Annotated in this window: 23 protein-coding genes; 7 read left to right on the forward strand and 16 right to left on the reverse strand. The window is 33.4% G+C overall.

The window, feature by feature from the left end:
* Window positions 1-9 precede the first annotated feature (9 nt).
* The 3 genes from citF to J7K39_02585 are packed head-to-tail and all read right to left on the reverse strand — an operon-like array spanning window position 10 to window position 4,047.
* The gene (citF, locus tag J7K39_02575) at window positions 10-1,584 is read right to left on the reverse strand and encodes a citrate lyase subunit alpha (GenBank protein ID MCD6178766.1); all 1,575 of its coding nucleotides are present in this window, start codon (window positions 1,582-1,584) and stop codon (window positions 10-12) included.
* Window positions 1,585-1,637: 53 nt separating this feature from the next.
* A complete protein-coding gene (locus tag J7K39_02580) occupies window positions 1,638-2,852 on the reverse strand; it encodes a citrate lyase subunit beta (protein MCD6178767.1) in 1,215 nt (404 codons plus the stop codon).
* Window positions 2,853-2,889: 37 nt separating this feature from the next.
* Window positions 2,890-4,047: an iron-containing alcohol dehydrogenase gene (locus tag J7K39_02585; protein ID MCD6178768.1), complete on the reverse strand. Its 1,158-nt coding sequence runs from the start codon at window positions 4,045-4,047 to the stop codon at window positions 2,890-2,892.
* A 135-nt stretch (window positions 4,048-4,182) separates the two neighbouring features.
* Between J7K39_02585 and J7K39_02590 the strand changes: the two genes are divergently transcribed.
* From J7K39_02590 to J7K39_02600, 3 genes are read left to right on the forward strand one after another with little or no spacing between them, the layout of a single operon-like run.
* Window positions 4,183-6,054 carry a sulfatase-like hydrolase/transferase gene (locus J7K39_02590; protein ID MCD6178769.1) on the forward strand — a complete coding sequence of 624 codons (1,872 nt, stop codon included), beginning with the start codon at window positions 4,183-4,185 and terminating at the stop codon, window positions 6,052-6,054.
* On the forward strand, window positions 6,054-6,926 hold the full coding sequence (locus tag J7K39_02595; protein MCD6178770.1) for a diacylglycerol kinase family lipid kinase: 873 nt from the start codon (window positions 6,054-6,056) through the stop codon (window positions 6,924-6,926). Before J7K39_02590 ends, J7K39_02595 begins: the two co-directional genes overlap by 1 nt.
* Window positions 6,927-6,938: 12 nt before the next feature.
* Entirely contained in the window at window positions 6,939-7,286 is a 348-nt protein-coding gene (locus J7K39_02600; protein ID MCD6178771.1) for a translation initiation factor, read from the forward strand.
* Between the two features lie 27 nt (window positions 7,287-7,313).
* Here the strand turns inward: J7K39_02600 and J7K39_02605 are convergent, their stop codons facing one another.
* The 3 genes from J7K39_02605 to J7K39_02615 all read right to left on the reverse strand — a co-directional run bounded on the left by J7K39_02605 (window position 7,314) and on the right by J7K39_02615 (window position 9,499).
* Window positions 7,314-7,535, reverse strand: coding sequence for a DUF2795 domain-containing protein (locus J7K39_02605; protein MCD6178772.1), 222 nt, complete (start codon window positions 7,533-7,535; stop codon window positions 7,314-7,316).
* A 301-nt stretch (window positions 7,536-7,836) separates the two neighbouring features.
* Window positions 7,837-8,826, reverse strand: a complete 990-nt coding sequence (gene wtpA / locus J7K39_02610) for a tungstate ABC transporter substrate-binding protein WtpA (GenBank protein MCD6178773.1) — start codon at window positions 8,824-8,826, stop codon at window positions 7,837-7,839.
* A 217-nt stretch (window positions 8,827-9,043) separates the two neighbouring features.
* A complete protein-coding gene (locus J7K39_02615; protein MCD6178774.1) occupies window positions 9,044-9,499 on the reverse strand; it encodes a ferritin family protein in 456 nt (151 codons plus the stop codon).
* A gap of 95 nt (window positions 9,500-9,594) precedes the next feature.
* On the opposite strand from J7K39_02615, the gene gap reads away from it, so the two are divergent.
* Window positions 9,595-10,608, forward strand: coding sequence for a type I glyceraldehyde-3-phosphate dehydrogenase (gene gap / locus J7K39_02620; GenBank protein MCD6178775.1), 1,014 nt, complete (start codon window positions 9,595-9,597; stop codon window positions 10,606-10,608).
* A 318-nt stretch (window positions 10,609-10,926) separates the two neighbouring features.
* Here the strand turns inward: gap and J7K39_02625 are convergent, their stop codons facing one another.
* Genes J7K39_02625 through J7K39_02645 form a run of 5 tightly spaced genes read right to left on the reverse strand, consistent with a single transcriptional unit; the run spans window position 10,927 to window position 16,135 of the window.
* Window positions 10,927-12,141, reverse strand: a complete 1,215-nt coding sequence (locus tag J7K39_02625) for a hypothetical protein (GenBank protein ID MCD6178776.1) — start codon at window positions 12,139-12,141, stop codon at window positions 10,927-10,929.
* Between the two features lie 4 nt (window positions 12,142-12,145).
* On the reverse strand, window positions 12,146-12,745 hold the full coding sequence (locus tag J7K39_02630; protein MCD6178777.1) for a ribonuclease HII: 600 nt from the start codon (window positions 12,743-12,745) through the stop codon (window positions 12,146-12,148).
* A complete protein-coding gene (locus tag J7K39_02635) occupies window positions 12,738-13,724 on the reverse strand; it encodes a hypothetical protein (GenBank protein MCD6178778.1) in 987 nt (328 codons plus the stop codon). Before J7K39_02635 ends, J7K39_02630 begins: the two co-directional genes overlap by 8 nt.
* Window positions 13,725-13,729: 5 nt before the next feature.
* A complete protein-coding gene (gene purD / locus J7K39_02640; GenBank protein ID MCD6178779.1) occupies window positions 13,730-15,004 on the reverse strand; it encodes a phosphoribosylamine--glycine ligase in 1,275 nt (424 codons plus the stop codon).
* A gap of 21 nt (window positions 15,005-15,025) precedes the next feature.
* Entirely contained in the window at window positions 15,026-16,135 is a 1,110-nt protein-coding gene (locus tag J7K39_02645) for a glycosyltransferase family 4 protein (protein ID MCD6178780.1), read from the reverse strand.
* Between the two features lie 120 nt (window positions 16,136-16,255).
* Between J7K39_02645 and J7K39_02650 the strand changes: the two genes are divergently transcribed.
* The 3 genes from J7K39_02650 (at window position 16,256) to J7K39_02660 (ending at window position 20,242) form a co-directional block, all read left to right on the forward strand.
* Window positions 16,256-17,725 (forward strand): polysaccharide biosynthesis C-terminal domain-containing protein, encoded by a 1,470-nt coding sequence (locus J7K39_02650; protein ID MCD6178781.1) that lies wholly within the window; start codon window positions 16,256-16,258, stop codon window positions 17,723-17,725.
* Window positions 17,726-17,871: 146 nt separating this feature from the next.
* Window positions 17,872-18,795 (forward strand): hypothetical protein, encoded by a 924-nt coding sequence (locus J7K39_02655; GenBank protein ID MCD6178782.1) that lies wholly within the window; start codon window positions 17,872-17,874, stop codon window positions 18,793-18,795.
* 10 nt (window positions 18,796-18,805) lie between these two features.
* A complete protein-coding gene (locus tag J7K39_02660) occupies window positions 18,806-20,242 on the forward strand; it encodes an O-antigen ligase family protein (protein ID MCD6178783.1) in 1,437 nt (478 codons plus the stop codon).
* Here J7K39_02660 and J7K39_02665 read toward each other — a convergent pair.
* The 5 genes from J7K39_02665 to lpxD form a co-directional block, all read right to left on the reverse strand.
* A complete protein-coding gene (locus J7K39_02665) occupies window positions 20,239-21,177 on the reverse strand; it encodes a UDP-3-O-(3-hydroxymyristoyl)glucosamine N-acyltransferase (GenBank protein ID MCD6178784.1) in 939 nt (312 codons plus the stop codon). The genes J7K39_02660 and J7K39_02665 overlap by 4 nt on opposite strands.
* Window positions 21,178-21,247: 70 nt before the next feature.
* Window positions 21,248-21,817, reverse strand: coding sequence for an elongation factor P (efp, locus tag J7K39_02670; protein MCD6178785.1), 570 nt, complete (start codon window positions 21,815-21,817; stop codon window positions 21,248-21,250).
* A gap of 9 nt (window positions 21,818-21,826) precedes the next feature.
* Window positions 21,827-22,609 (reverse strand): acyl-ACP--UDP-N-acetylglucosamine O-acyltransferase, encoded by a 783-nt coding sequence (gene lpxA, locus J7K39_02675; protein ID MCD6178786.1) that lies wholly within the window; start codon window positions 22,607-22,609, stop codon window positions 21,827-21,829.
* Between the two features lie 5 nt (window positions 22,610-22,614).
* On the reverse strand, window positions 22,615-24,012 hold the full coding sequence (locus J7K39_02680; protein ID MCD6178787.1) for a bifunctional UDP-3-O-[3-hydroxymyristoyl] N-acetylglucosamine deacetylase/3-hydroxyacyl-ACP dehydratase: 1,398 nt from the start codon (window positions 24,010-24,012) through the stop codon (window positions 22,615-22,617).
* 98 nt (window positions 24,013-24,110) lie between these two features.
* Window positions 24,111-25,136 carry a UDP-3-O-(3-hydroxymyristoyl)glucosamine N-acyltransferase gene (gene lpxD / locus J7K39_02685; GenBank protein ID MCD6178788.1) on the reverse strand — a complete coding sequence of 342 codons (1,026 nt, stop codon included), beginning with the start codon at window positions 25,134-25,136 and terminating at the stop codon, window positions 24,111-24,113.
* Between the last annotated feature and the right edge of the window lie 25 nt (window positions 25,137-25,161).

The following is a 25,161-nucleotide window of genomic DNA, read 5'->3' on the forward strand; positions in this document are numbered from 1 at the left end:
GTCAATGATTTAATTATCGACAGCCTCTTTTACTTTCCGTACGACATCAATAATAGTTCCGTCAACCCATTTAATTGCCGCAATAATTTCATCGGTAAACTCAGGTTTTTCCGGCTTTCCGCAAATAGCCTCCGCCTCTGCTTTTAGCTCTTCAATGGTTTTAATTGGTAAGTTGGAATCTTTTAATTTTTCTATCAAATCTGTTCTGCGCGGATTAATAGCGATTCCTCTTTCTGTAGCAATAACATCTATCAGCTCTCCGGGACCACAAATAGTAGTCACTTCATCCACAATTACAGGAATACGATCACGGAAAAGAGGAATAGGCAAAATAGTACATTTTGAGAAAAGACAGTTTTGCCAACCACCAATACCATGCAATAAAGCACCATCGGAATGAGTAACCACATTAGCATTAAAATTTACATCCACTTCGGTAGCACCAAGAATTACCACATCTACCATGCTTGCAAAATTCCCTTTACTGTGGTAATTATATGATGTAAATGGACTTGTGGCCAAATGGCTTTCATTTTCGCGCATAGAACGAACACCTTCCAAATCAAAAGTCTGTCCATCAAGGATATAATCTACCAAACCTTCTTCAAGCATTTTTACAGGATATTGATTACTTCCGGCACGAATAAAACGTGCTTTCCATCCTCTTTCTTTCAGTATCTCAGCAAAATAAATTCCAATGCTTAAGGCTGTTCCTCCTGCTCCTGCTTGATATGAAAATCCATCTTGAACAATGCCTGCTTCTTCGCAAAACTGTGCTGTCATTTCAGCAATTAAAAGTCGGTCAGGACTTTTAGTAATTTGTGTTGTTCCTGAAATAATTTTTTCAGGATCACCTACTTTACCAACCAAAACAGTATAATCCACATAATTTCCATGAATTTGGAAGGGGACACAAGGAAAAGGAACCAAATTATCGGTTACCACGATCACTTTATCAGCATATTGAGAATCGCCCAAAGCAAAACCCAATAAACCGCAAGCAGCAGGACCATTAACACCATTGGCATTGCCAAAAGCATCTGCTGAAGGTGCAGCAATTACAGCAATATCTATTTGAACTTCACCATCTTGGATAGCTTGGTAACGACCGCCATGCGATCGCAAAATGCCTATGCCTTCCATTTTTCCTTCGGAGCAAAATTTACCTAATGCTCCATTCATACTTCCTTCAATTCGTTGAATAGTTCCATCTTCCAAATAGGGAATTAGATGTTCGTGACAAGGAAAAGAAGCTGAAGGAAACCATCGCAAACCTTTAATGCCTAATTCATGAGCAATATCAAAAATCTGATTTGCTATCAAATCGCCGTTTCTGAAATGGTGATGAGTAGAGATTGTCATCCCATCTTTTAATCCGGCTTTAATTAAGGCTTCTTTTAGGTTTGGCAGTAACTTATTTCCGTCTTCAGGATAATCAGCACACGTTGGAATACGAGGAGCATGTTTCCTACCTTTGGGGCGAAATTTCCCGACTCCTTGAAAAGCGGTATGCTCTTCACCATTTATAATCTCCGGGACTATTCGTCCTACGGCATTTTTTATCAATTGATCGTATTTTTTCATCTTCTATAAATTATAAATCGAGGAGTCTATTAAGCATTGTCATCTTTCAAGAATTATTTATCAAAATCTGTTAGCCAGTCTTTCTTTAATTTTCCCATATCCACGGCAAGCTGAATAACTTTTTCAGCACGTTTCACTACCGGAGCATCTATCATCTTTGTTCCCAAAGAAACAACACCAAGTCCTTTTGCTTTGGCATCGAGAAAAGCTAAATAAATTTTCATTGCTTTTTCAATTTCTACAGTATCAGGTGCGAAATTTTCGTGGATAACGCGAATCTGACGAGGATGAATACATCCCATACCGTTAAAGCCTAAACTTTTTGAAATTTGTACGTTTTTCTTTAATCCTTCCATATCAGACACATCTGAAAATACCGAGTCGATAGCCTGAATTCCGGCTGCAACAGCGGCATTAACTAAAGTGGTGCGTGCAAAAAAGGATTCTGTTCCTTCAGCCGTACGACGAACACCAAGATCAGCCGTATAATCTTCTAAACCGATAGCCAAAGAAGAAACTTTATCGCTTGCCGAAGCAATAGCATAAGCGTGCATTACGCCTTTTGCACTTTCAATAATTGGCATTAGCCAAACTGGGTTTTTTAAATTGTGTTTAATTTGAAGCTGTTTAATTTTTTCGTCAACAGCAAGCAATTGTTCTGGTGTTTCCACTTTTGGAACTAAAATCAGGTTTGCTCCATGTGGAATTATAAAATCTAAATCTTCAATTCCTCTCTCCCCCTGGTTGATTCGTACCATACGCTCAGCACCGTAAAAATTCAAAGATCGTAAGGCGTTGCGTACTAAAAAACGAGCTTCGTGTTTTTTATCAGGAGCTACAGCATCTTCCAAATCCAAAATTAAACCATCGGGAGAATGAATTCCCGCATTAAGCATCAAACTTGGCGAATTTCCCGGCAAATAAAGTCGAGAAAAACGATGTTGCTCTTTTAGGCTTGCCTGTTTATTTTCGTCTAATATCTCGAGCAAGAATTCTTTTTCAGAATCGAGCAATTGCTTAATTGCAGCTTCAATACGAGCTGCAATTACAAAGGGTAGGGCACCGCTATCAACAAATTGAATACGAGCGTGTTCGATTTCAAAAAAGGCTAAGATATCAAGAATTAATTGACGGTTGGCTTTCCCGTACATAATCTCAACTTTAGAGTTCATTTCGAGCTGAATGCCTCCCGAAGTTTTAATTTCCAATTCGATAAAACAGTCGGATCGAATTTTCTTTCCTTTGTTACCTGCTTGAGCTATTTGCATATTTTTATATTCTATATTTTTTTTAAAAACGTTGTAATTAAAACCGCATTTCGAGCAGAGTTCTTAAACGATCCGGTGTTAATGCTTTTCGCTCTCCCAAATTTATCTTTTTTTGCTTATTAAGTTTTTGAATTACGGTTTCTATTTCGCTTTTAGGAATATTGTATTCACTCAATCGTGTTTTAGCCCCTAAAAGTTTAAAAAATTCTTCTGTTTTGATTATTGCTTTATCTATTAGTATTTCTTCGTCTTCCTCATCAATATTCCAAACATTTTTAGCGAAGCGAATTAATTTTTCATGTTTTTCTTTACGCATAACTTCCATTGTTCCTGCTAATAAAATAGCTAAAGATTGTGCGTGATCCAAGCCGTAAAGAGCTGTAAGTTCGTGTCCAATGGTATGTGTTGCCCAATCGGTTGGAACACCCAAAGCCAACTGACCATTTAAAGCCATGGTAATAGCCCACATACTATTTGCAGCAACATCATAATCAAAATCTTTTAATACATAGTCAGGTCCGTATTCTATTAGGCTAAGCATAACCCCTTCTGCCCAACGATCTTGAATTTCCGCTTTATTTGGAAACGTAAGATATTGTTCAATTACATGAATAAAAGCATCTATAATGCCATTTGCTAATTGAGTTTTAGGTAAAGTTTTTAAAACGCAAGGATCTAAGATGGAAAATTTAGGATAGACTTTTTCGCTATGAAAGGGAAGCTTTTCATTTGTTTCGTCATTGCTTACTACACAAAAAGAATTCATTTCGGAGCCTGTTGCAGCGAGCGTTAATATAACACCTAACGGCATAGCAGATTTAACAGGGGCTCCTTTTTGACAAATTGCCCAAGGATCACCATCTTTAAAATGAGCGGCTGCTGCCAAAAATTTAGTGCCGTCGATTACAGAGCCTCCGCCAACAGCTAAAAGGAAATCAATTTTTTCTTTTTCAACTATTTTTAGGGCATTCATCATAGTGTGATAACGCGGATTGGGCTCTATACCACCAAATTCAAAAATGGTAAATTCTGACAATGCTTTTTTTACTTGTTCATAAATGCCATTTTTAAAAATACTTCCGCTACCATAAGTCATTAAAATTCGGCTATTCTTTGGAATTTCTCTTGCTACAGAAGAAATTGTTTCTTTTCCGAAAATGATTTTAACAGGATTTTGATATTCGAAATTGTACATTTATTTTTTTATTCAAATTTACTAAATTTTGGTGCATCACAAAGTCTTAATAAAACTAATTAGGCAGTCTGTTTTCTTTATTAAAAGTTGTTTTGTCTATAAAAAATATAACTTTGTAGCATTCAACAAATTCTTATGAAAAGTATTGAATTTAAAGGCAAGGTCTATACCGTATTATTTCTTCGACTGCTAATAGTTTTAGTCTTGCTAAGCATATCTCGTATGCTTCTATACTTTTTTAATGTGAATTATTTTGGCGAGCTTTCTGCTAACGACTTATTTTCAATCTATTTTTTAGGACTTCGTTTTGACATTGCGGCTCTGATGATGTTGAATTTTCCATTAATACTGCTTAGTACTTTGCCGTTTAATTATAAATATAGTAGAAAAGTAATAAATGCAGTTTTGTATATCACATTACTATTCAATAGTTTGGCCATCTTTTCCAATTTAATAGATGTTATATATTTTAGATTTACATTAAAAAGGAGCACTTTCGATATTTTTAATTTTTTGGATGCTAATGTTGGATTGTTTGATATTTTTAAATCCTTAGTTTTAGATTATTGGTATATTATATTGCTTGCTGTAGCAATGATACTATTGATGGTTTATGCTTTGTTAAGGATTAAAGAAAGGATTATTATTCCAAAGCAATCTCTTGCTCAAACCATATACAAAAGTTTTCTTTTTCTTTTAATTTTAGGTTTAAGCATTTTAGGAATGCGAGGAGGAACTCAACTTAAGCCTCTTAATTTGATTGATGCCGAGAGAATGGTAAATTCTAGACAAGTTCCATTAATAATAAATACTCCGTTTAGTTTAATTGTAACTCGTGGACAACAAAAGCTTGAACTTAAATCGTGGTTTAAGCAAGACGAAGTAAAACAGTATTTTAATCCTATTCATTTTTATAGCCATCCGGATTTATTAGCTGATAATAGAAATGTTGTAGTGCTTATTTTGGAGAGTTTCTCTGCTAAGAAAGTCGGGTATTTTAGTCCTTCACAAAAGAGTTTGACTCCCTTTCTCGATAGCCTTCTTAATAAATCGCTTACTTTTAAAGGTATTGCAAACGGTAAAAAAAGTATAGAAGGAATTCCTGCTATACTTTCTGGTATTCCTACATTGATGCGTCAACCATTTTTAACTTCTCTTTATGCTAATAATCAATTTTATAGTTTGGCTTCCATATTAGGTGATAAAGGTTATACTTCTGCTTTTTTTCATGGCGGAAAAAATGGGACTATGAATTTTGACAGCTATGCTACTAAAGCAGGGTTTAAATACTATTTTGGTTTGAACGAATATGAAAATAAAGACGATTACGATGGTAGTTGGGGTATTTGGGATCACAAATTCTATCCTTTCTTTAAATCTAAGTTGGATACTTTTAACGAACCGTTTATTGCTGCTTTCTTTAGCTTGTCGTCGCATCATCCCTACGCTATTCCTAAACAATATCAATCAAGATTTTCAGATTATAAACCTTTGGATAATAGTATAGCATATTCTGATTTTGCCTTATCAAAATTCTTCCAATCGGCTAAAAAGGAAAAGTGGTTTAATAATACTCTTTTTGTTATAACTGCTGACCATACAGCAGAACTTCCAAACACAAGAGATTCAAGTAATTTGGTTCATTTTGAAATACCAATTGCTTTTTATGCTCCAAATGATACGGTTTTAGTTAAAAAAGCACATAGGCAAATTATGCAGCAAAGTGATATTTTGCCAAGTGTTTTAGATTATCTCAATCTCCCCGATACATTTGTAGCTTTTGGGAATTCTATATTTGATACAACAGCTCCTGACTTTATGATTTATTATTTGAATGATATTTATTTTGGAGTTACACCCAATTTTACTTTTGAATTTAATGGTAAAGAATTTTCTTTTTCTGATGGTGACTCTTCAAATAAACGCAATACAGAAAATCAAGCTAAAGCCATTATTCAAAATTATTCCGATTTTATGATACATAATAAATTAGGTTTTAATAAGTAATGAAGAAAAAGATTAGAATAATCATCAATCCAATTAGCGGCACTAATAAGCAAATTAAAGCTGAAAAAGCTATAGAGGCGAATCTTAATACCGAAATGTTTGATAGTGAGATTGTTTACTCTAATAAAAAAGGACATTTAACCACACTTGCAAAAGAAGCTGCTGAGAAAAATTATGATGCTGTAATTGTAGTTGGAGGAGATGGTTCTATAAACGAGGCCGCTCAAGGGTTGATAGGCAGTAAAACATCACTTGGCATAATTCCTATTGGCTCAGGAAATGGTTTTGCCAGACATTTGAATATCCCTATGTCGTTACCTAATGCTGTTGAACGCATTAATCAATTTAGAATAAAGAGCGTTGATACTGTTAAAGTGAACGAACAGTCGTTTGTTAGTATTTCCGGTTTGGGTTTTGATGCCCACATTGCCGAAAAATTTAGTCTTGCAAAAGGCAGAGGATTATGGAACTATACAAAAATAAGTATCCGTGAATTTTTCAGCTATTCAGAAAAAGAATATACTATAAGTCTAGACGAAACTACTTTTGAGAAAAAAGCCTTTATGATTGTATTTGCCAATACCAATCAGTTTGGAAATAATTTTGTAATTGCTCCACAAGCTAAAATTGATGATGGACAACTTGATGTGTGTTTTGTCAGTAAACCCAAGCTTTTGCAAATACCATATGTGCTCCTCAAAATATTAAAGAAGGAAATAGATCAAACAAAATTTGTTCAGATAAAGAAAGCCAAAAAAATTAAAATAGAATTAAATGATAAAGTGTTTATGAATATTGATGGGGAAGCTATTCAGCAAAGCAAAACAATTAATATCGCCATAAATCCATTATCTTTATCGGTAATATATTAAGCCCAAAACCATATGTCGAAAAAGAAGAAAAAGAAGAAAATAGTAGGTGATGTGATGTATTCTACTAATCCTGATTTTGAATATGAAATGGAAGAAGATGTAGAAACTTTATTGCCTTCGGAACAAGATCTTAGAGTTTGGCTCGATCGTAAACACAGAGGTGGCAAACAAGCAACTTTAGTAAAAGGTTTTATAGGAAATAATGATGATTTAAAAGATTTGGGAAAGATTTTAAAAACAAAATGTGGTGTTGGTGGCTCATCAAAAGATGGTGAAATAATTATTCAGGGAGATCACAGAGATAAGGTGGTAGATATTTTAAAGAATCTTGGATATAAAGTTAAAAAAGCGGGAGCATAAAAAAAGCCTGAAAATCAGGCTTATATTTTAATATTCATCCTCGTTAAAGAAAAAATCTTCTTTAGTCGGATAATCAGGCCATATATCTTCTATACGATCGTATGCTTCTCCCTCATCTTCTATTTCTGCCAAATTCTCGGCTACTTCTGCAGGTGCTCCGGAACGAATACAAAAATCAATTAATTCTTCTTTAGTAGCTGGCCAAGGCGCATCTTCTAACTTTGAGGCTAATTCTAAGGTCCAATACATAGTTATGTTGTTTTGTAATTTTTGCAAAAATAAATTTTTTTTAGAGAAAAACAAGCGTGTTAATAAAAAAGTATTTTTAAACCATAGTACCTTGTCAATAAAGAAGATATACAGGCGGTTTAAATAATCTGTAAAATAAAAGGGTTAAACATTAAGCTTGAATAATCTTTTTTATGTTTAAACTGTACTTAAAAACTGTTTTATCATCAAGATATGGGTTAAAATCATGTGTTTTTAGTCCAACTCTTTTTTAGCTTCAGCAATATTTAAAAGTAAATATCCGATAACAATTATTTTCAGTTTACTCTGTGTTTTTGTTCGAGTCGAGAGCAAACTTCTTGAAATTTTCAGGTATTTGATTATAACTAGATGTAATAGCAGGAATAATAGATGTTTGTCCTTGCTCCTCAATAATTTTCATTCCTTTATCAGTATCAAAGAAAAAATCTAAGAATGCTGTTGCTGCTTCTGCATTAGGAGCATTTTTTAGTTGTGTGATGCTATAAACCATCGGACTCCCAATTAAACTTATATATTCTCCCGGTTTTTTTCCTGCAATATTAACTTTTGCGTTGGTATACCAATCGGATAAATCAGAATTAGAAAGATTTATTGAGTCGTTTAAAGTGATATAGTTCAAATGATGTTGAGTGGCTACCGATTTATAGATGAAAATATAATCAATGGCATTAGCTTCGAGTAATCCTAATAAATCCACTTCTTTTGGACGAATGTAATTTTGATCTTTATCTAATATTTTTAGTATTTCGGGATTCCCCTCTTGTAAAGCTGTAAGTTGAGTAGTCATTACAGAGCGATAGCCGCAGGGATCGGAATTGGGATCGGATCGACCGTAAATCACCTCGGGTTTAGCTAAGATTTCGTACCAGTTTTTGTTTGTAATTTCATTTGCCAATTTCGATTTATCCGTAAAGGCTATTGCCATCTCATTTGCTGCAAAGGAAATATTCCAACCTGCATAATTAGGAATTAAGAATCTGTCAATGACCTGATAATCAGCCGATGCCATAATATCACAATCTTTATTTAAATCGGTAATTTTTCTTGCGCAAGCAACACTTCCTGCAGCTTCTAATAATACATCTACATTTGGATTTTCTTTCTCAAATTCTTTGGCAATCAAACGGAATGGAACAGATAAAGAGCCTGCATGGAAGACAATTAAATTGCCTTGTAAGCCTTCGGGTTTAGATTTCTTATTAGTGTTTTGGCAAGATTGAAATCCAATGGCAAAAGTCATTATCCATAGTAAGAATATTCTTTTTTTCATAGCTTATTTTCGTTATGCAAATTTAAACATATCGAATAGAAAAAACAATAAATACAGTAGAATATTAATAAGAAAGCAATGTAAAATGATAGTAGTAATTAGCTATATAAACTCCAACCTCAGAAGTAATGAGTATAAGCTAAATTTTGGCTTAACTCACTATGAACAGGCTTGGTTTAATTAAATGATTTTGAATCAAGCTTAAAAGTATCACCAATTAGTTTTCACGTAAAATAACGTTATCGTATTCAATTTCAAAGGCCATTTTATGCTTAGCTTCTTCTTGAGCTAGTCCGATAAAAAGATCTTTAAATTGCTTATCATCTGTTTTTGACGATAGTTTCATATACAAACGATAAGCTGCTTTTTCTCTTTTCATAGCAAGAATTAATGCATCCTGATAAGACATGTTTTCAGAAACAGCTTGACGAACAACATAGTCAGCAACTTTCATATCTAAAATTGATTGTTCTTCTAATTGAAAAACGCCTTCTTTTTTGATAGAAATCAATTTTTCTTTGTGTCCAATTTCTTCATTAGCATACAAAGTAAAAGTTTCGCGAATACTTTTATCTCGAGTTATATCGGCAAGTTTAAAGTAAAAATCAGCAGCGTTTTGCTCGTTTTCTATAGCGAAGTCTAAAATCTCGTCTACTGTTTGAAAATTTTTCATAATCAGGATAGTTTTGAAGCTATAAAGATAGGTATTTTCGCCTTTCACCAGCCACCATTTCTCGAAAAAGCATTAGCTTTGTCAAAAAATAAATCATGTCAAAAATTCGCTTGGCAATAAATGGTTTTGGTCGTATTGGTCGAGCTACATTTAGGAATTTAATCCATAATAAAAATATTGAGGTCGTTGCTATCAACGATTTAACCGACACGCTAACTTTAGCACATTTGTTAAAATATGACACTGTTCATCGTTTACTTAAAGCCGATATTAGTTTTGATGAAAGCCATTTGGTGGTAAACAATCATAAAACACTTGTTTTGAAGGAGAAAAATCCCGAAGAACTACCGTGGAAGAATTTAGATATTGATGTCGTGATAGAATCTACCGGTTTGTTTGCAACAAAAGCAGGAGCCGTGAAACATTTGGCAGCGGGAGCGAAAAAAGTTATTTTGTCGGCACCGGCGAAAGGTGATGGGAGTGAAGAGATTCCTTTTGTCGTTTTAGGTGTTAACACCGAAGTGATAGCAAAAGCAGATCGAATTATTTCAAATGCTAGCTGTACAACAAATAATATTGCTCCTTTAATAAAAATTTTGGATGAGAGATGGGGTATTGAAAAAGCCTTTATTACTACTATTCATAGTTATACTAAAGACCAAAATATTTTAGATGGTCCGCATACCGATTTACGCCGTGGACGAACAGCTGCCGAAAATATTGTACCCACTACAACGGGTGCGGCAAAGGCAGTTACTAGGATATTTCCTCATTTAGCTAAAAATATTGGCGGTGCCGGTATTCGTGTTCCTGTTCCCGACGGGTCGCTTACCGATTTAACTGGAACCTTGCGAAAACCTGCTTGCGCTGAAGAGATTAATGCAGCTTTTAAGGCGGCATCAGAAAATGAACTAAAAGGAATTTTGGAATACACCGAAGATCCCATTGTTTCGCGCGATGTGATTGGAAATACACATTCGGCTGTTTTTGATTCTAAACTGACTGCCGTTTTAGGTGATAAAAACAAATTGGTAAAAGTAATAGCTTGGTACGATAACGAAATGGGTTATTCCAGTCGCTTGGTAGAATTGGTAGAGTTATTTGCGTAATACTTGAATGTTGATCAATACACTATTCTTTTCTCTGTGATATTTTTCTTTTGTGGTGAAAAGTTTACCACGGAGACACTAAGACACTAAGTTTAAAAAAAAACATTTCTCTAATATTTTTTCTTTGTGATTTTGTGCTTTTGTGGTGAAAAGTTTACCACGGAGACACTAAGATACCAAGTTTAAAAAAAAATATTTCTCTGATATTTTTTCTCTGTGCCTCTGTGCCTTTGTGGTGAAAAGTTTACTACTGAGACACTAAGACACTAAGTCTGAAAAATATTTCTCTGATATAAGAACCTACAACGATTAGATAGATTACTCTAAATGTTTGGTGGAATTATTTGTTTGATAAAAAAGTGGATTTGGAATTAGCTGATAAAGCTCATTAAGTTTTTCTTTCCTCATTTTATCATTTAAGAATCTGGCATCTCTATAAATCATTTCTTTGAGAGGAATATCTCTTTTATGTGCTTTTTCTTTAACCTTATTAAGCCAGCTTTTAGTGTTTTTTATACGTTTGCTGTATACCGAAATAGCCTCTTCTTGATTACGGTATAAGCTATCTATTTGTAAACATAAACTATCTGCTTTTGTTTCGGGGTAGCCTTTTTCTTTGAGCTGAGACAAAAAATACAGAAAGTTAAGATCTACAAAATTCCAGTACAGTTTTTTATTTTCTTTATCATAATTAAAAATTAAAACTTTGTCTTTTGGTGGATTAGGATGCTTATCAGGGTTTTTCAAAAACATAGTATTATTAATCCCCGAAGCTAAAAACTGTATGCCATCAACAGATTTAAAACTATAGTTTTTACTCCATTTTCCAATATCGCCGGCTATCCAAATAACATCAATATTCTTCTTCTGTATTTTGATCAGATTGGGATAAATATCAGTTATAAAACTTATTGAACTGTCGGTACTAAAACTATAAGGTTTAGAAACATTAGCAAATGTTCGGCTGGTACTATCTAAATCTTTCCATACCACATTATGACTTAAAACAATAAGATGTGATGATTTTGTTATGGTATCGCTGAGGTTTGAAATCAGTTGAAGCTGATTTTTGTATTCATCTTCTTTTTGCTCTGTACTTAAATTGCTGTGCTCAAAATTTGTATTTAAAACTAAGAAAGTTAGTCCGTTTATTGATTTTGCATAATACGATTTTCGTTTGGTATATTTTTCAATTAAGGCAAGATTTCCATTACGCAAATCGTGATTTCCTATTGCCCATAATACTTTAGGATTTGAAATGTTGAATATAGAGTCGATATGAAGCAGGCTTGTATCACTACGTGAAGATTCGGAACAAATATCTCCGCCGAGCAAAACCATTTCGTAATCTTTTAAGTCGAGGCTTTGTATTCTGAAATCAATTCTATCATTAGAATACCAATGATAAGTGTGTCCTAAAAAAATATAGCGTCCGCTTTCAGGAGAGATTGATTTATGCTTTTCGGTATTCATTTGGCAAGACCAAATACTAAAAAGCATGATTACAAAAATTAATGCTTGTTTTCCCCTCATAATATTAAAGTATTAATTTCAATTGTTCTGCTAACCGAAATGATTTTCGATGATAAGGAGTAATACCACGTAAACGGATAGCTTCTCTATGTTTTTTTGTTGGATAGCCTTTGTTATTTTGCCAATCGTAGTCGGGAAATTCTTCATGAAGTTTTTCCATATATTCATCGCGATGGGTTTTAGCTAATATTGATGCCGCTGCAATAGCCATGTATTTTCCATCGCCTTTAATAACAGTATGATATTCAATATTTTCAAATGGTTTAAATCTATTGCCATCGATAAGTAAACGTTGTGGCCGGATATTTAGTTTTTTTACGGCTTTGTGCATGCTGAAAATGCTGGCATTAAGAATATTTATTTCGTCAATCTCTTCGGGTGTCATACTATCTACTGCCCAAGCCAACGCCTTTTCTTCTATCAATTTGCGCAAAATATCTCGATTTTTCTTATTGAGTTTTTTAGAGTCGTTTAAAATCTCATTTTTGAAATTGAAAGGTAAAATAACTGCTGCTGCAAATACAGGACCGGCTAAGCAGCCACGTCCGGCTTCGTCGCAACCGGCTTCTATTTTTTTATCATTAATAAATCTTAGTTTAAGCATTCCAAAGGATTTGGTAATTCTGAAATAGAATAAGGATAAAAATAATACTTATGAAGATATCAGCCCAAAGCTGTCTTTTTACCACATTAAAATAATGTCCTAATATTGCTGCAAAAGGAATAAATACTATTTCGTGCGAAAGTGTATCAGATGTAAAAAAAGAAATAAGAATACTAAATCCTAAAAACCAGTATATAAGACTTGTTTTTTTACGTATGCTTATTACCTGATTTCCAATACGCGGAAAAATATAACTACTTGCTAAAAAAAGTAAAGCTGCAAAGCCTGTAAGTTCAATGATTTCCACTCCGGTAGGTATTCTTGGAAATTCTATAAGCTTACTCAATAAGCTTTCCATTTGTTCCATAAAAAGCAAACTATTATCTAACCAAAAATAGGCTATAGCAATAAAAAAGTAAGGGGTTAGTAAACCGACTAGGCTAATGGGAATACTCCGCCAATTAAATGATTGAAAAAGTATCAGGCTTATCCAGATAATGGGAAAAAGTAGAATTACTGATGGAATAAACAAGCTTGCTAAAGAAAATAATATTGATGTGGAAAGCAAGAGATTATAAGCTCGAATAGATTTAAAATTCTCAAGTAGTTTTTTAAGTCCAAGAGACAAAAGAAGCAAGGCTATTAGAGTGGGATTAAATCCAAGATGTTCGGGAGTACGACTTAAAAAAAGTACAAATAAGAATCCCGATAAGAAATTATTACTATATGTAAGTTGATGATTTGAAAATATATTGGATAGCATAAAAGCCTCAAAAAGCAAAAGTAAAAATCCTAAAAATACAGCCGGTATAGAATTACTTAATAAGGTCTGTGAAAAAAAGAAATTGGTAAATGGATTTGATGTAGATATAATTACTGTTGGCGGCTTAATAAAAGCAGGAAACCAAATGATAAGTGATAATATAATCAGCGAAGCGATTTGGATAAAATAAGACTGTTTAAAAAGCTTTAGTATCATAAGTTTTATAAATCAAAGCCGAGGTCGTAGCGTAAATACTTTCCCTCAAATTGTATTTTTTCCGATTCTTGGTATGCTTTATCTAAAGCTTCTTTTTGAGTATTTCCAAAAGCGGTAACAGCCATAACACGACCTCCATTGGTTAAGATTTCCCCCTTGTCGTTTTGTTTAGTTCCGGCATGAAAAACCAAACAATCTTTAACCAAATCAAGTCCGCTAATTACTTTGCCTTTTTCATAATTTTCAGGATAACCACCTGAAACCAGCATAACCGAAGCCGTAGTTTTTTCGGAGAATTTTATCTCCTTTTCTGACAGGCGTTTTTCGGAGGCAGCTATAAATAAATCAAGTAAATCGTTTTCTAATCGTGGGATAACAGATTCTGTTTCAGGGTCGCCCATACGAACATTGTATTCGATAAGGTAAGGATTCCCTTTTACTTTTATCAATCCAAAGAAAATAAATCCGCTATAGTCTATTTTTTCATTTTTTAATCCATTGATAGTAGGCTCAATAATTCGACTTTTTACTTTTTTCATAAATTCGGTATCAGCAAAGCTAACGGGAGATATTGATCCCATTCCACCGGTATTTAATCCTGTATCTCCTTCGCCAATTCGTTTGTAGTCTTTAGCTTCGGGGAGCAGTTTGTAATTTTCTCCATCGGTTAAAACAAATACTGAACATTCAATACCACTCAGAAATTCTTCTATCAAAACTGTTTTACTGGCAGTTCCAAACTTTTCATCCCGGAGCATAGCTTTAAATTCAGCAATAGCTTCGTTTAAGTCATTTAAAATAAGGACTCCTTTTCCGGCTGCTAATCCGTCGGCTTTAAGTACATATGGAGATTTTATATCTTCTAAAAACCGAAAGCCATGTTCAATAGTTTCAAGTGTAAAACTTTTATAATTGGCTGTCGGGATTCCATATTTCAACATAAACTCTTTAGAAAAATCTTTACTTCCTTCTAATAATGCTGCTTGTTTTTTTGGTCCAATTACTGCAATATGACTAGTTTGAGAATCGGTAAGGATTTGATCGTGAAGCCCTTTAACAAGAGGGTCTTCGGGGCCTATTACTAGCATATTTATATTTTCCTTAAGGAGAAAATTTTTAAGTTCATCGAAATTTTCCCAGTCAATTGAAATATTTGTTCCGTGAGTAGCCGTTCCCGCATTTCCGGGACTAATAAATAGCTTCTTTAGTTTAGGGCTTTTTGCTAATTTCCAAGCTAGTGTGTGTTCACGACCTCCTGAACCGATTAATAATACATTCATTATTTTTTATCATTAATTAGATTACAAATTACGATTTTTGTTCTTCTTGTTGACGGGAAATAATCCTTCAATATCTTCCCAAAGTTTTTCAGCCGTTTTATTCCAGCTGAATTTCATTTTTTGTTTATTTCCTTTTTCTATGAGTTTTTTTCTAAGAGCCTCGTCTTCTATTTCATGTAAGGCTTGCTGAATCTTCTCTATAGAGTGTGGGTTAATTAAAAGTGCAGCATCACCGGCTATTTCGGGCATAGAGCTAATATTGGATGTGATTACCGGTGTTTCACAGGCAAAAGCTTCAACAATAGGAATACCAAAACCTTCGAAAAAAGATACAAAAGTTAAGGCTTTTGCCGCTGCGAGTACGGCATGTAACTCATCAGCAAACAGATGACCGTGAAAATGAACATTATCGCGATAGCTCATTTCATTATAGGTTTTAAATATTTTGTTGGCTTTAAAAAGCTTTGAGCCGATGACTAATAATCTGGTGTTTGTTTGGTCGGTTTTTTTATATTCATCAAAAGCCTTTAAAAGATTGCAAAGATTTTTACGTGGGTGTAAGCTACCAACAAAAATAAAATAGGGATTTCCTTCGGCATATTTTTTTCGAACGGCTGCTTTTTCTATTTCAGAAATAGGCCCAAAAGATTCGTTTATGCCATTATAAACTACGCTTATTTTTGATGGAACAATATTATAAGTTTTAATAATATCGTTTTTTGAATATTTAGAAACGGTAGCGATTTTAGAAGCTATTAATGCATATTTTGGAAAATAATGTTTGTAATATTTAGCGGCAAAGAAAGGAATGCCTTTTGTTTGATGTTCAAAATTAATATCGTGAATAACAGCTAAAGACGGCACCTTTGATTTTAAAGGTAAAAAACCATCGGGCGAAACAAATACATCAATATCATATTTTTTTAAAAGCTGTGGAATACGCAAATGAAACCAAATATAAAATAAAAACGGATGTCTTGCTTGCGGACTTAAAATCAGCGGTTTAACATTAGAGGAAAAGATAAATTCTTTTTGAAAAGGGCGATCGAAAATAAAATAAAAGGTGTGTTCAGGATGTGCTTGTGTAATCCGTTTAAAAGTTTCGAAAGTAAACCACTGAATACCTTCCATTTTTTGGTTTATAAGTAATCGGGTATTTATGGCAATTTTCACGGATGCAAAGCTATATTTAATAAATTTGTTCAAAGATAAAATAAGTGAGGCGAACAGAGTACTTTCGCTTGATAAATTATGCAAAGAAAATTTTTAACAAATTTAATTTTTCTTATACTTCTCAATTTACTGATTAAGCCTTTTTGGATATTCGGGATTGATAGAACGGTACAGAATGTTGTTGGATCGCAAGATTTTGGATTTTATTTTACTCTTTTAAACTTTTCATTTATTTTTAATATCCTTCTTGATCTTGGAATTACAAATTTTAACAATAGAAATATTGCACAACATACGGTTCTCTTAAAGAAGCATTTTTCGGGGATATTAACATTAAAACTTTTACTCTCAGTAGTTTATTTCGTTGTTACTTTTAGTATCGCTTTTTTAATAGGATATCGTGGGCATCAGTTAAATCTATTGGCTTTAGTGGGCTTTAATCAGTTTTTAATTTCCCTGATAATGTATATGCGTTCAAATATTAGTGGTATGCTAATGTTTAGGACTGAAAGTTTAATGTCGGTTTTCGATCGGGTTTTGATGATTGGAATTATGTCGATTTTACTCTGGGGAAATGTAAGTAGTCAACCTTTTAAAATAGAGTGGTTTGTTTATGCACAGACAGCAGCTTATGGCTTTACAGCTTTTGTTGGTTTTATTATAGTTGTTTTAAAATCCGGCTTTCGCCGATTAAGTTGGAATCCTGTCTTTTTTCTGATGATACTTAAAAAGAGTGCTCCTTTTGCGTTATTAGTTTTACTAATGACTTTATACCATCGTATTGATAGTGTGCTTTTAGAGCGGTTATTGCCTGATGGTGATGGAGAAACTCAGGTGGGAATATACGCGCACGCCTTTAGGATTATGGATGCTGCTAATCAATTAGCTTATTTATTTGCAATATTGCTAATGCCAATTTTTTCTAAAATGATTAAAGAAAAACAGGCTTTGATACAGATGATAAAAATGCCAATGACATTATTGTTTACAGCAACATTTATTTTGGCTATAGGTTCTTGGATGTATAGTTATGAGCTAATGGAACTTTTATATCTCGATAATATTCAAGAATCTGCATCGGTATTGTCTATTTTGATATTTGGAAGTATCGCTGTTGCTATATCTTATGTTTTTGGTACTTTATTAACAGCTAATGGCGATTTGAAAATTCTTATTGGAATTGCTTCTTTTAGTATGTTTGTCAGTTTTTCTTTAAATGCTTTATTAATACCTCATTATGCTGCTTTAGGATCGGCTATTGCTAATGTTTCTGCATTGTTTTCCAGTATGATCTTACACTTGATTTTTGCTTATAAACAACTTAATATAAGTTTTAAACCTCAGTTTTATTTAAGATTGATTACTTTTTCTCTTTCGGTATTAGGAATTGCTTACGTAACTTTTGAACTGGGTTTTGAATGGTGGAAAAATCTTGGAGTATTTGTTCTCTTATCGCTTATTATAGCTTTCTTTTTACGTTTGCTTAATATTCGTGAAATTTATTTTATTCTGAGTAAACGCGAAAAAGAGCTTGTTGTTGAAGAATAATATTAAAACGTGTTTATAAAAATAAAAGTAGACTAAAAGCAGATGCTTTTTTTATTGTACTTTTGAATAAAGTAAGGGACTGTGCACATTATTCTATCTAATAATTAAAAAAATTAAGAATGGAGTTGAATTTCAGAAATGTCAATTTGTTAAATTTAATATTGAAATGGTTTAAGCTGTTGCTTATTATTCAAATCATAACAATTTTACTTGCTACTATATTTTCTTCTCCAATGTTTATTAAACCTAAATATAAGAGTTGGGCTGTTGTTTATCCGGCAAATATTACTTCTTATTCCGACGAAAGTTTAACAGAGCAAATGGTGCAGGTTTTAGATGCAAATAAAATTAGAGAAAGTATTATTAAACAGTTTCATTTGATGAAACATTATGAGTTAGATTCAAATAATAGATATGCCCAAACTAAGATAAACCGTTTGTATCGTAAAAATGTCTCTGTTTCAAAAACACTTGCAGATGCTGTTATGGTTGAGGTTCTCGATAGCGATCCTGAAATAGCCAAACAAATGGTAGATGCTATTTTAAAGGAATATGAACTGAAAATAAAATCTTTACACGAAAGACGATATGCCGAAACGGTTGGAATGTGGGATCGTGCAATTAACAGAAAACTATTTACTATAGACTCATTAAAAAACCGTTTGCATTATTTAGCAACTAAAGAAGGACTTATTGATTTTGGAGCACAGGCTTCAGAAGTTGTGAAAGGCTATTTAGGAACGGTAGAAGGTGGGCTTACCAAAGTAGATAAGAAAAGAGTTGACGCTTTAAAGAAAAAGATAGACGAGAAAGGTGGTGAGTTAATAATTGTTATGGATCGTTTGAAATATGAAGGTGGTTTGCTTAATAATTTGATTGGTGCTCACGATATTGCTGTTGCCGACCTTGATAGGCAAGAGACTTATGTAGATGTTATTGAATCCGCTTATGTTGCCGATAAAAAAGATCGTCCTATTCGCTGGATTATCGTTTTAGGAAGTATGCTCTCCGTTGCTTTAATATCACTTTCAGTTTTAGCTGTATTCGAAGGTGTTGAGCTTAAAAAATAATTATAAATCCGTGTTAAATACAAAGTGGAAAATACTATTAGTAAGCTTGTTTAGCTTGCTCTTTGTGGTGTTGAATCTTGTGTTTATCAGTTATGATAATTATTACTTATTTGCTTTTCCATTGGTCTTAGTTGGTTTATTGTTGTTGTTGTTTGCTCAAGAATATGCCTATTGGTTCATTATTTTTTTAACGCCATTATCTATAAATTTAGATCGCCTCGATATAGGTTTTGCTATTGCATTGCCAACCGAACCCCTTTTGATAGCTTTGCTTTTATTCTTTTTGTTAAAATTATTTCAAAATATTAGAACAGATACTTTCTTATTAAAACATCCTATAACATTGGCTATTTTCTTTTACTTGACTTGGATGTTAGTTACTAGTTTTACCAGTGAAGACCCATTAGTTTCGTTTAAGTATTTATTGGCTCGTTTGTGGTTTATTGTCCCTTTATATTTTATGGCTTTTCCACTTTATAAAAAGACAAAAAATATTTATCGCTTTTTTTGGTTATCTATAATTTCATTGTCTTTGGTGATTATTTATACAACTATTATCCATTATAAATATAATTTTTCCGAGGAAGTTGGTCGTTGGGTAATGAGTCCCTTTTATAATGACCATACGGCTTACGGTATGATAGTGACTCTTTTTATTCCTTTTTTGTTGAGTTTATTTTTTTTGTCAAAATCTTCAAGACGAATAAAATTGCTGGCCTTTAGCTTTTCAGTGTTATTATTTATAGCTCTTTATTTATCTTATAGTAGAGCTGCTTGGTTAAGTTTGGTAGTTGCTATTTTTGTCTTTACTTTTTTAAAATTAAAAATCAGATTTTCTTATTTATTTCTTTTTAGTTTTTTAGTTTTACTTTTTACTGTTTTAAATCAGCAAGCTATAAGCGATAGATTGTCGAAAAACAGTTCTCAATCGTCGGAGAATTTTGTTGAGCATGTTGAATCTTCCTCCAATATTATGACTGACGCCTCTAATTTAGAGCGTATTAACAGATGGAAGTGTGCTATTCGCTTATTCGATAAACGAAAATTTTTCGGCTGGGGTCCGGGGACATATCAATTTGTTTATGGTCCAATGCAGCGATCAGATGAACGCACAATAATTAGTACTAATTCGGGTGATGCCGGTACTGCGCATAGCGAATATTTAGGTCCTTTAGCGGAGTCGGGAATTTTTGGTTTATTAGCTATTTTAGCCGTTTTTCTTAGCTTGATGTATACGGGATTTAAAGTATATAAAAAAGCAGGGACAGCTCAGATAAAGCTATTAGCTCTGATTAGTACTATAGCTCTTTCAACATATTTAAGTCACGGGTTTTTGAATAATTTTTTAGATACTGATAAAGCTTCTGTTCCGTTTTGGACTTTGGCTGCAATTTTATTAGCTCTAGATTGGCAGAATCAGCAAATAAAAGAGAAAGAAACTTTTTAGTGGTTTTTTCTGCTATTATTAAATTCTTCTACCATTTTCTTTTGAATAGCCATTTCTTTCCATTTAGTTCTAGCTTCAATGGCAGGTAATCCAAAATAGGTTTTGCCTCCGGCGATGCTTTTAACTACTCCTGTTGTAGCTAAAACAATAGCTCCTTTTCCAATAACTAAATCTTTGTTTACCGTAACACGACCCCAAAGAATCACATCATCTTCAATTCGTGTAACTCCGGCTATGGCGGCAAATGCTCCTATTAAACAGTTTTTGCCAATATAAGTGTCGTGTCCAATCTGACAATGATTATCTGTTTTAGTACCTTCTTCAATAATTGTATCTCCAGAAACGCCTTTATCTATGGTACATAATGCCCCAATTTCTACGCTATCCTTAATAATAACACGACCGGAACTTTCAAACTTTTTAAAGCCGTCTGCTCTTTTTTGAAAATAAAAAGCATCGGCTCCAATTACGGAATTGGCATGAATAATTACATTGTTTCCTATAATGCTATGGTCGTAAATGCTAACATTTGAGTGGATTAAGCAATTTTTTCCTATACTCACATTGTTCCCGATAAAAGCACCGGGCTGAATAATTGTTCCTTCTCCAATTTTAGCACTTTCACTAATGTTTTTATCTGAACTTTTAAAAGGACGAAATAGCTGCACTAATTTTAAATAATCTGAAAAAGGGTCTTCGGAAATAATTAAGGTTTTGCCTGATGGACACTCTACTTCTTTATTAATAATTATTGTTGTAGCATCGGATGTTAAGGCTTTATTGTAATATTTAGGATGATCGACAAAAGTCAAATCTCCTTTTCTAACCATATGAATTTCGTTTATTCCACTAATTAGAAAATCGGCTTTGCCAATGGTTTTTTTGTTTAATATTCCTCCTATTTCGGATAAGGTATATTTCTTTGGTAAGTCCATGCTTGAATATTTTTAAACAAAAATAGCAGGAATAAATATATTCCTGCTATTTAAAATATTTTAATTGATTTTAAACTTTAACGCGTTCAGAATAGCTGCCGGAGCGAGTGTCTACTTTAATAAACTCTCCGGTATTTATAAAAAGAGGAACTTTTACGTTTGCACCTGTTTCTACAGTAGCATCTTTAAAAGTGTTAGTAGCGGTATTTCCTCTTTCTCCGGGTTCTGTATAAGTGATTTCTAAAACTACGTAAGCTGGCAAATCAACGGTTAATGGAGTTTCCGTTTCGGCATGGAAGAGAATTTCCACATTTTGACCTTCTTTAAGAAAGTCAGCAGGTTTCCCTATTAGTACTCTATCAATAAAAGTTTGCTCAAAGGTTTCGTTATTCATAAAATGCATAGTATCACCATCGCTGTATAAAAACTGATAGCTTCTACGTTCAACACGTTCCACATTAATTTTTACTCCGGCTGTGAATGTATTAGGAATAACTTTTCCGGTTTTTAGATTTTTAAGTTTAGATCGTACGAAAGCAGGTCCTTTACCTGGTTTAACATGTTGAAATTCGACGATGGAGTATAAATCGCCATTAAATTCTATTACCAGTCCGTTTTTGAAATCTGAAGTATTTGCCATTGTATTATATTATTTTTTTATATTTCCTTTCATTATCCCACGTTCAGAATTTTTAATAAATAGAAGAATCTCATCGCGGATAGCAGTATAAGGCATATTAGCTTCTATATATTGAACTGCTTGTGTAACATTTCTGTTACGTAAATAAAGTTCGCGATAGATATCTTGAATATTATTTATCTGCTCTTGGCTGTATCCTCTTCGTCCAAGGCCTATGGAGTTAACACCAACATATGATACAGGTTCTCTGCCTGCTTTTGTAAAAGGAGGGATGTCTTTTACTATTAAAGAACCTCCGGAAATCATGGTATGCTTACCTATTTTAACAAATTGATGTACGGCGGAAAGACCTCCGATAATTGCCCAATCGTCAATTTCTATATGTCCTGCTAAGGTAGCTGCATTTGCTAAAATAACGTGATCTCCAATAATACAATCGTGAGCAATATGAACATAGGCCATAAGCAAGCAGTTGCTTCCAACAATTGTTTCCATATTAGCCTTGGTTCCTCTGTTAATAGTAACAAATTCTCGAATAGAAGTATTATCACCTATTTTTACTATGGTGTCTTCACCGGCATATTTTAAGTCTTGAGGTATGGCGGAAATTACAGCTCCCGGAAAAATTTTACAATTTTTTCCGATTCTGGCTCCTTCCATAATGGTTACATTAGAACCTATCCAGGTTCCTTCGCCAATTTCTACGTTCTTTTCTATATTTACAAATGGCTCTATAACAACGCTTTTAGCCACTTTGGCTTCAGGATGAACGTATGCTAGGGGTTGATTCATATGGTTTATTTTTTCTTTGTAATTTGAGCCATCATTTCGCCTTCCATTACAATTTTATTTCCCACATAAGCAACGCCTTTCATTTGGCAAATACCTCTGCGGATTGGTGATATTAAATTTAGTTTAAAGTAAAGAGTATCTCCCGGAACTACTTTATTTCTGAATTTAAGATTATCAATTTTCATAAAGTAGGTGAGATAATTTTCGGGATCAGGGACGGTATTTAGTACCAGAATACCTCCCGTTTGAGCCATTGCTTCTATTTGTAGAACTCCCGGCATAACAGGTTCTTCGGGAAAATGTCCAACAAAGAATGATTCGTTCATAGTAACATTTTTCGACCCGATTATTTGATCTTCTGAAATTTGTAAAATCCTATCGACTAATAAAAAAGGAGGTCGATGAGGCAAAATTTTCATTATATCATTGATGTTATAAACAGGTTTAGAATGTGCATTAAATTGAGGTGTTTTTTTTAGTTCTTTGTGTTTAACGGATACCTTTTGTAGCGCTTTGGCAAATTCAACATTATTGAAATGTCCCGGTTTTTTAGCAATAATGTGAGCTTTAATAGGTTGCCCAACTAAAGCCAAATCTCCGATAACATCTAATAGCTTGTGTCTAGCGGGTTCGTTATTAGCTAATAACTCTACATTATTCAAATAGCCTTTTTCTGTAATCGAAACGGTAGGTTTGTTAAAAAGCTTTGCCATTTCGTTAAGGTCGTTCTGAGAAACTGCTTTATCAACAAATACAAGCGCATTTGTCAAATCACCACCTTTAATTAGTCCTTTTTTGAATAGGAATTCTAATTCATGAAAAAATGCAAAAGTTTTGGCTTCGGATATTGCCGACTTAAAGTCTTCAATTTTACTTATTTCTGCAAATTGAGGACCTAAAACATCAGAGCCATAATCAACCATAACGCTCAAACGGAAAGTATCTGAGGGAACAGCAATAAATTCAGTACCATTCTCTTCGTTTTTGTATGTAATAGTTTCTTTAAGTTCAAAATAATCTTTTTGTGCATCTTGTTCTTTGATACCCACTTCTTCAAATAAAGCAATAAATAGTTTTGCACTACCATCTAATATTGGAATTTCAGGACCGTTTAGTTCCATTATCACATTGTCTATTTGCATGCCTACCAATGCAGAAAGAACATGTTCGATAGTATAAACACGAGCACCGCTTTGTTCTATTGTTGTACCACGAGAAGTGTCTACAACATTCTGAGTAACAGCTTTTATTATCGGGTTATTTTCTAAATCTATTCTAATAAAACGGAAGCCGTAATTTTCAGGTGCAGGTTTAAAGGTAATAGTAATGTTTTTCCCTGTATGTAAACCAATTCCGGAGATATGAGTTTCTTTCTTAAGAGTTCTTTGTTTTTTTAAGGTCATTAATCAGGACTTAAGTATGATATAAAATAATTGTAACTAAACAATTAACTTTTATTTGCGCCTGCAAATGTATTAAAATTAAAAATACTATGGTAAATTTAATTCTCTTTGAGCTTTTTCTCTAATGTGTTAATCTTTTGAGCTAATTCAGGAAGCTTCTTAAAATAAACAGATGCTTTCATAAATGCTCCTACGTCAATTGCCGGAGATCCAATGATAGTTCGTCCGTCTTTTACATTGCTAATTACTCCTGTTTGAGCTCCTATTTTAACATTATCGCCAATACTGATATGACCGTTCATTCCTACTTGTCCTCCAATCATACAGTTTTTTCCTATTTTGGTAGATCCAGAAATTCCACTAAGTGCTGCCATTACCGTATTCTCTCCGATTTCAACATTATGTGCAACCTGAATAAGGTTGTCAAGCTTAACGCCTTTCCGAATGATAGTAGATCCTAATGTTGCCCTGTCGATGACAGAGTTGGCTCCAATTTCAACATAATCTTCGATGATAACATTTCCGATTTGAGCAACTTTTTTATACATGTCGTCTTCTTGCGGAGCAAAACCAAAGCCATCTGACCCAATTACAACTCCGGCATGAAAAGTACAATTATTACCAATTACGCAGTCAGAATAAATTTTTACTCCGGGAAATAGAGTTGTGTCTTCTCCAACTTTACAGTTCTCACCTATAAAAGTTTGTGGATAAATCTTGGCATTATCTCCAACAATAGCGTTATCGCTAATAACTGCAAACTCACCAATATATACGTTTTTTCCAATTTTTGCTGATTTGGATATTGCTGCTTGAGGAGAAATACCTGATTTGTTTAGTTTAACTTCATTGTACATGTCCAGTAGTTGCGAAAAAGCAGTATAAGAATCCGCAACTCGAATAATAGTGCAGTCTAAAGCTTTTGAAGCTTGGAAATCGGAATTTACAATAACAATGCTTGCTTTAGTATTGTATATATAAGGAGTGTATTTTGGATTAGCTAAAAAACTTAAGGAGCCTACTTTTCCTTCTTCAATTTTTGAAAGTGTAGTAACTTCTGCTTCCTTGTTTCCCTCAATTTTCCCATTGAGGACTTTGGCAATTTGTTCGGCTGTGAATTTCATATGTATAAAGTGGTTTTTAGCAATT

Source organism: Bacteroidales bacterium (assembly GCA_021157585.1).
In the GTDB taxonomy this organism is placed as follows: Bacteria; Bacteroidota; Bacteroidia; order Bacteroidales; family UBA12170; genus UBA12170.

What these genes read in the sequence shown, in the direction of transcription:
- J7K39_02580 (MCD6178767.1), bottom strand. Translation starts at nt 2,852, where the DNA reads ATGCAAATAGCTCAAGCAGGTAACAAAGGAAAGAAAATTCGATCCGAC.
- efp (MCD6178785.1), bottom strand. Translation starts at nt 21,817, where the DNA reads ATGGCAAATACTTCAGATTTCAAAAACGGACTGGTAATAGAATTTAAT.
- purD (MCD6178779.1), bottom strand. Translation starts at nt 15,004, where the DNA reads ATGAATGTATTATTAATCGGTTCAGGAGGTCGTGAACACACACTAGCT.
- J7K39_02665 (MCD6178784.1), bottom strand. Translation starts at nt 21,177, where the DNA reads ATGGACTTACCAAAGAAATATACCTTATCCGAAATAGGAGGAATATTA.
- J7K39_02585 (MCD6178768.1), bottom strand. Translation starts at nt 4,047, where the DNA reads ATGTACAATTTCGAATATCAAAATCCTGTTAAAATCATTTTCGGAAAA.
- J7K39_02605 (MCD6178772.1), bottom strand. Translation starts at nt 7,535, where the DNA reads ATGTATTGGACCTTAGAATTAGCCTCAAAGTTAGAAGATGCGCCTTGG.
- J7K39_02630 (MCD6178777.1), bottom strand. Translation starts at nt 12,745, where the DNA reads ATGCTTAAACTAAGATTTATTAATGATAAAAAAATAGAAGCCGGTTGC.
- lpxD (MCD6178788.1), bottom strand. Translation starts at nt 25,136, where the DNA reads ATGAAATTCACAGCCGAACAAATTGCCAAAGTCCTCAATGGGAAAATT.
- gap (MCD6178775.1), top strand. Translation starts at nt 9,595, where the DNA reads ATGTCAAAAATTCGCTTGGCAATAAATGGTTTTGGTCGTATTGGTCGA.
- citF (MCD6178766.1), bottom strand. Translation starts at nt 1,584, where the DNA reads ATGAAAAAATACGATCAATTGATAAAAAATGCCGTAGGACGAATAGTC.
- J7K39_02600 (MCD6178771.1), top strand. Translation starts at nt 6,939, where the DNA reads ATGTCGAAAAAGAAGAAAAAGAAGAAAATAGTAGGTGATGTGATGTAT.
- J7K39_02680 (MCD6178787.1), bottom strand. Translation starts at nt 24,012, where the DNA reads ATGACCTTAAAAAAACAAAGAACTCTTAAGAAAGAAACTCATATCTCC.
- wtpA (MCD6178773.1), bottom strand. Translation starts at nt 8,826, where the DNA reads ATGAAAAAAAGAATATTCTTACTATGGATAATGACTTTTGCCATTGGA.
- J7K39_02635 (MCD6178778.1), bottom strand. Translation starts at nt 13,724, where the DNA reads ATGATACTAAAGCTTTTTAAACAGTCTTATTTTATCCAAATCGCTTCG.
- J7K39_02645 (MCD6178780.1), bottom strand. Translation starts at nt 16,135, where the DNA reads ATGGAAGGTATTCAGTGGTTTACTTTCGAAACTTTTAAACGGATTACA.
- J7K39_02650 (MCD6178781.1), top strand. Translation starts at nt 16,256, where the DNA reads ATGCAAAGAAAATTTTTAACAAATTTAATTTTTCTTATACTTCTCAAT.
- J7K39_02615 (MCD6178774.1), bottom strand. Translation starts at nt 9,499, where the DNA reads ATGAAAAATTTTCAAACAGTAGACGAGATTTTAGACTTCGCTATAGAA.
- J7K39_02625 (MCD6178776.1), bottom strand. Translation starts at nt 12,141, where the DNA reads ATGAGGGGAAAACAAGCATTAATTTTTGTAATCATGCTTTTTAGTATT.
- lpxA (MCD6178786.1), bottom strand. Translation starts at nt 22,609, where the DNA reads ATGAATCAACCCCTAGCATACGTTCATCCTGAAGCCAAAGTGGCTAAA.
- J7K39_02590 (MCD6178769.1), top strand. Translation starts at nt 4,183, where the DNA reads ATGAAAAGTATTGAATTTAAAGGCAAGGTCTATACCGTATTATTTCTT.
- J7K39_02595 (MCD6178770.1), top strand. Translation starts at nt 6,054, where the DNA reads ATGAAGAAAAAGATTAGAATAATCATCAATCCAATTAGCGGCACTAAT.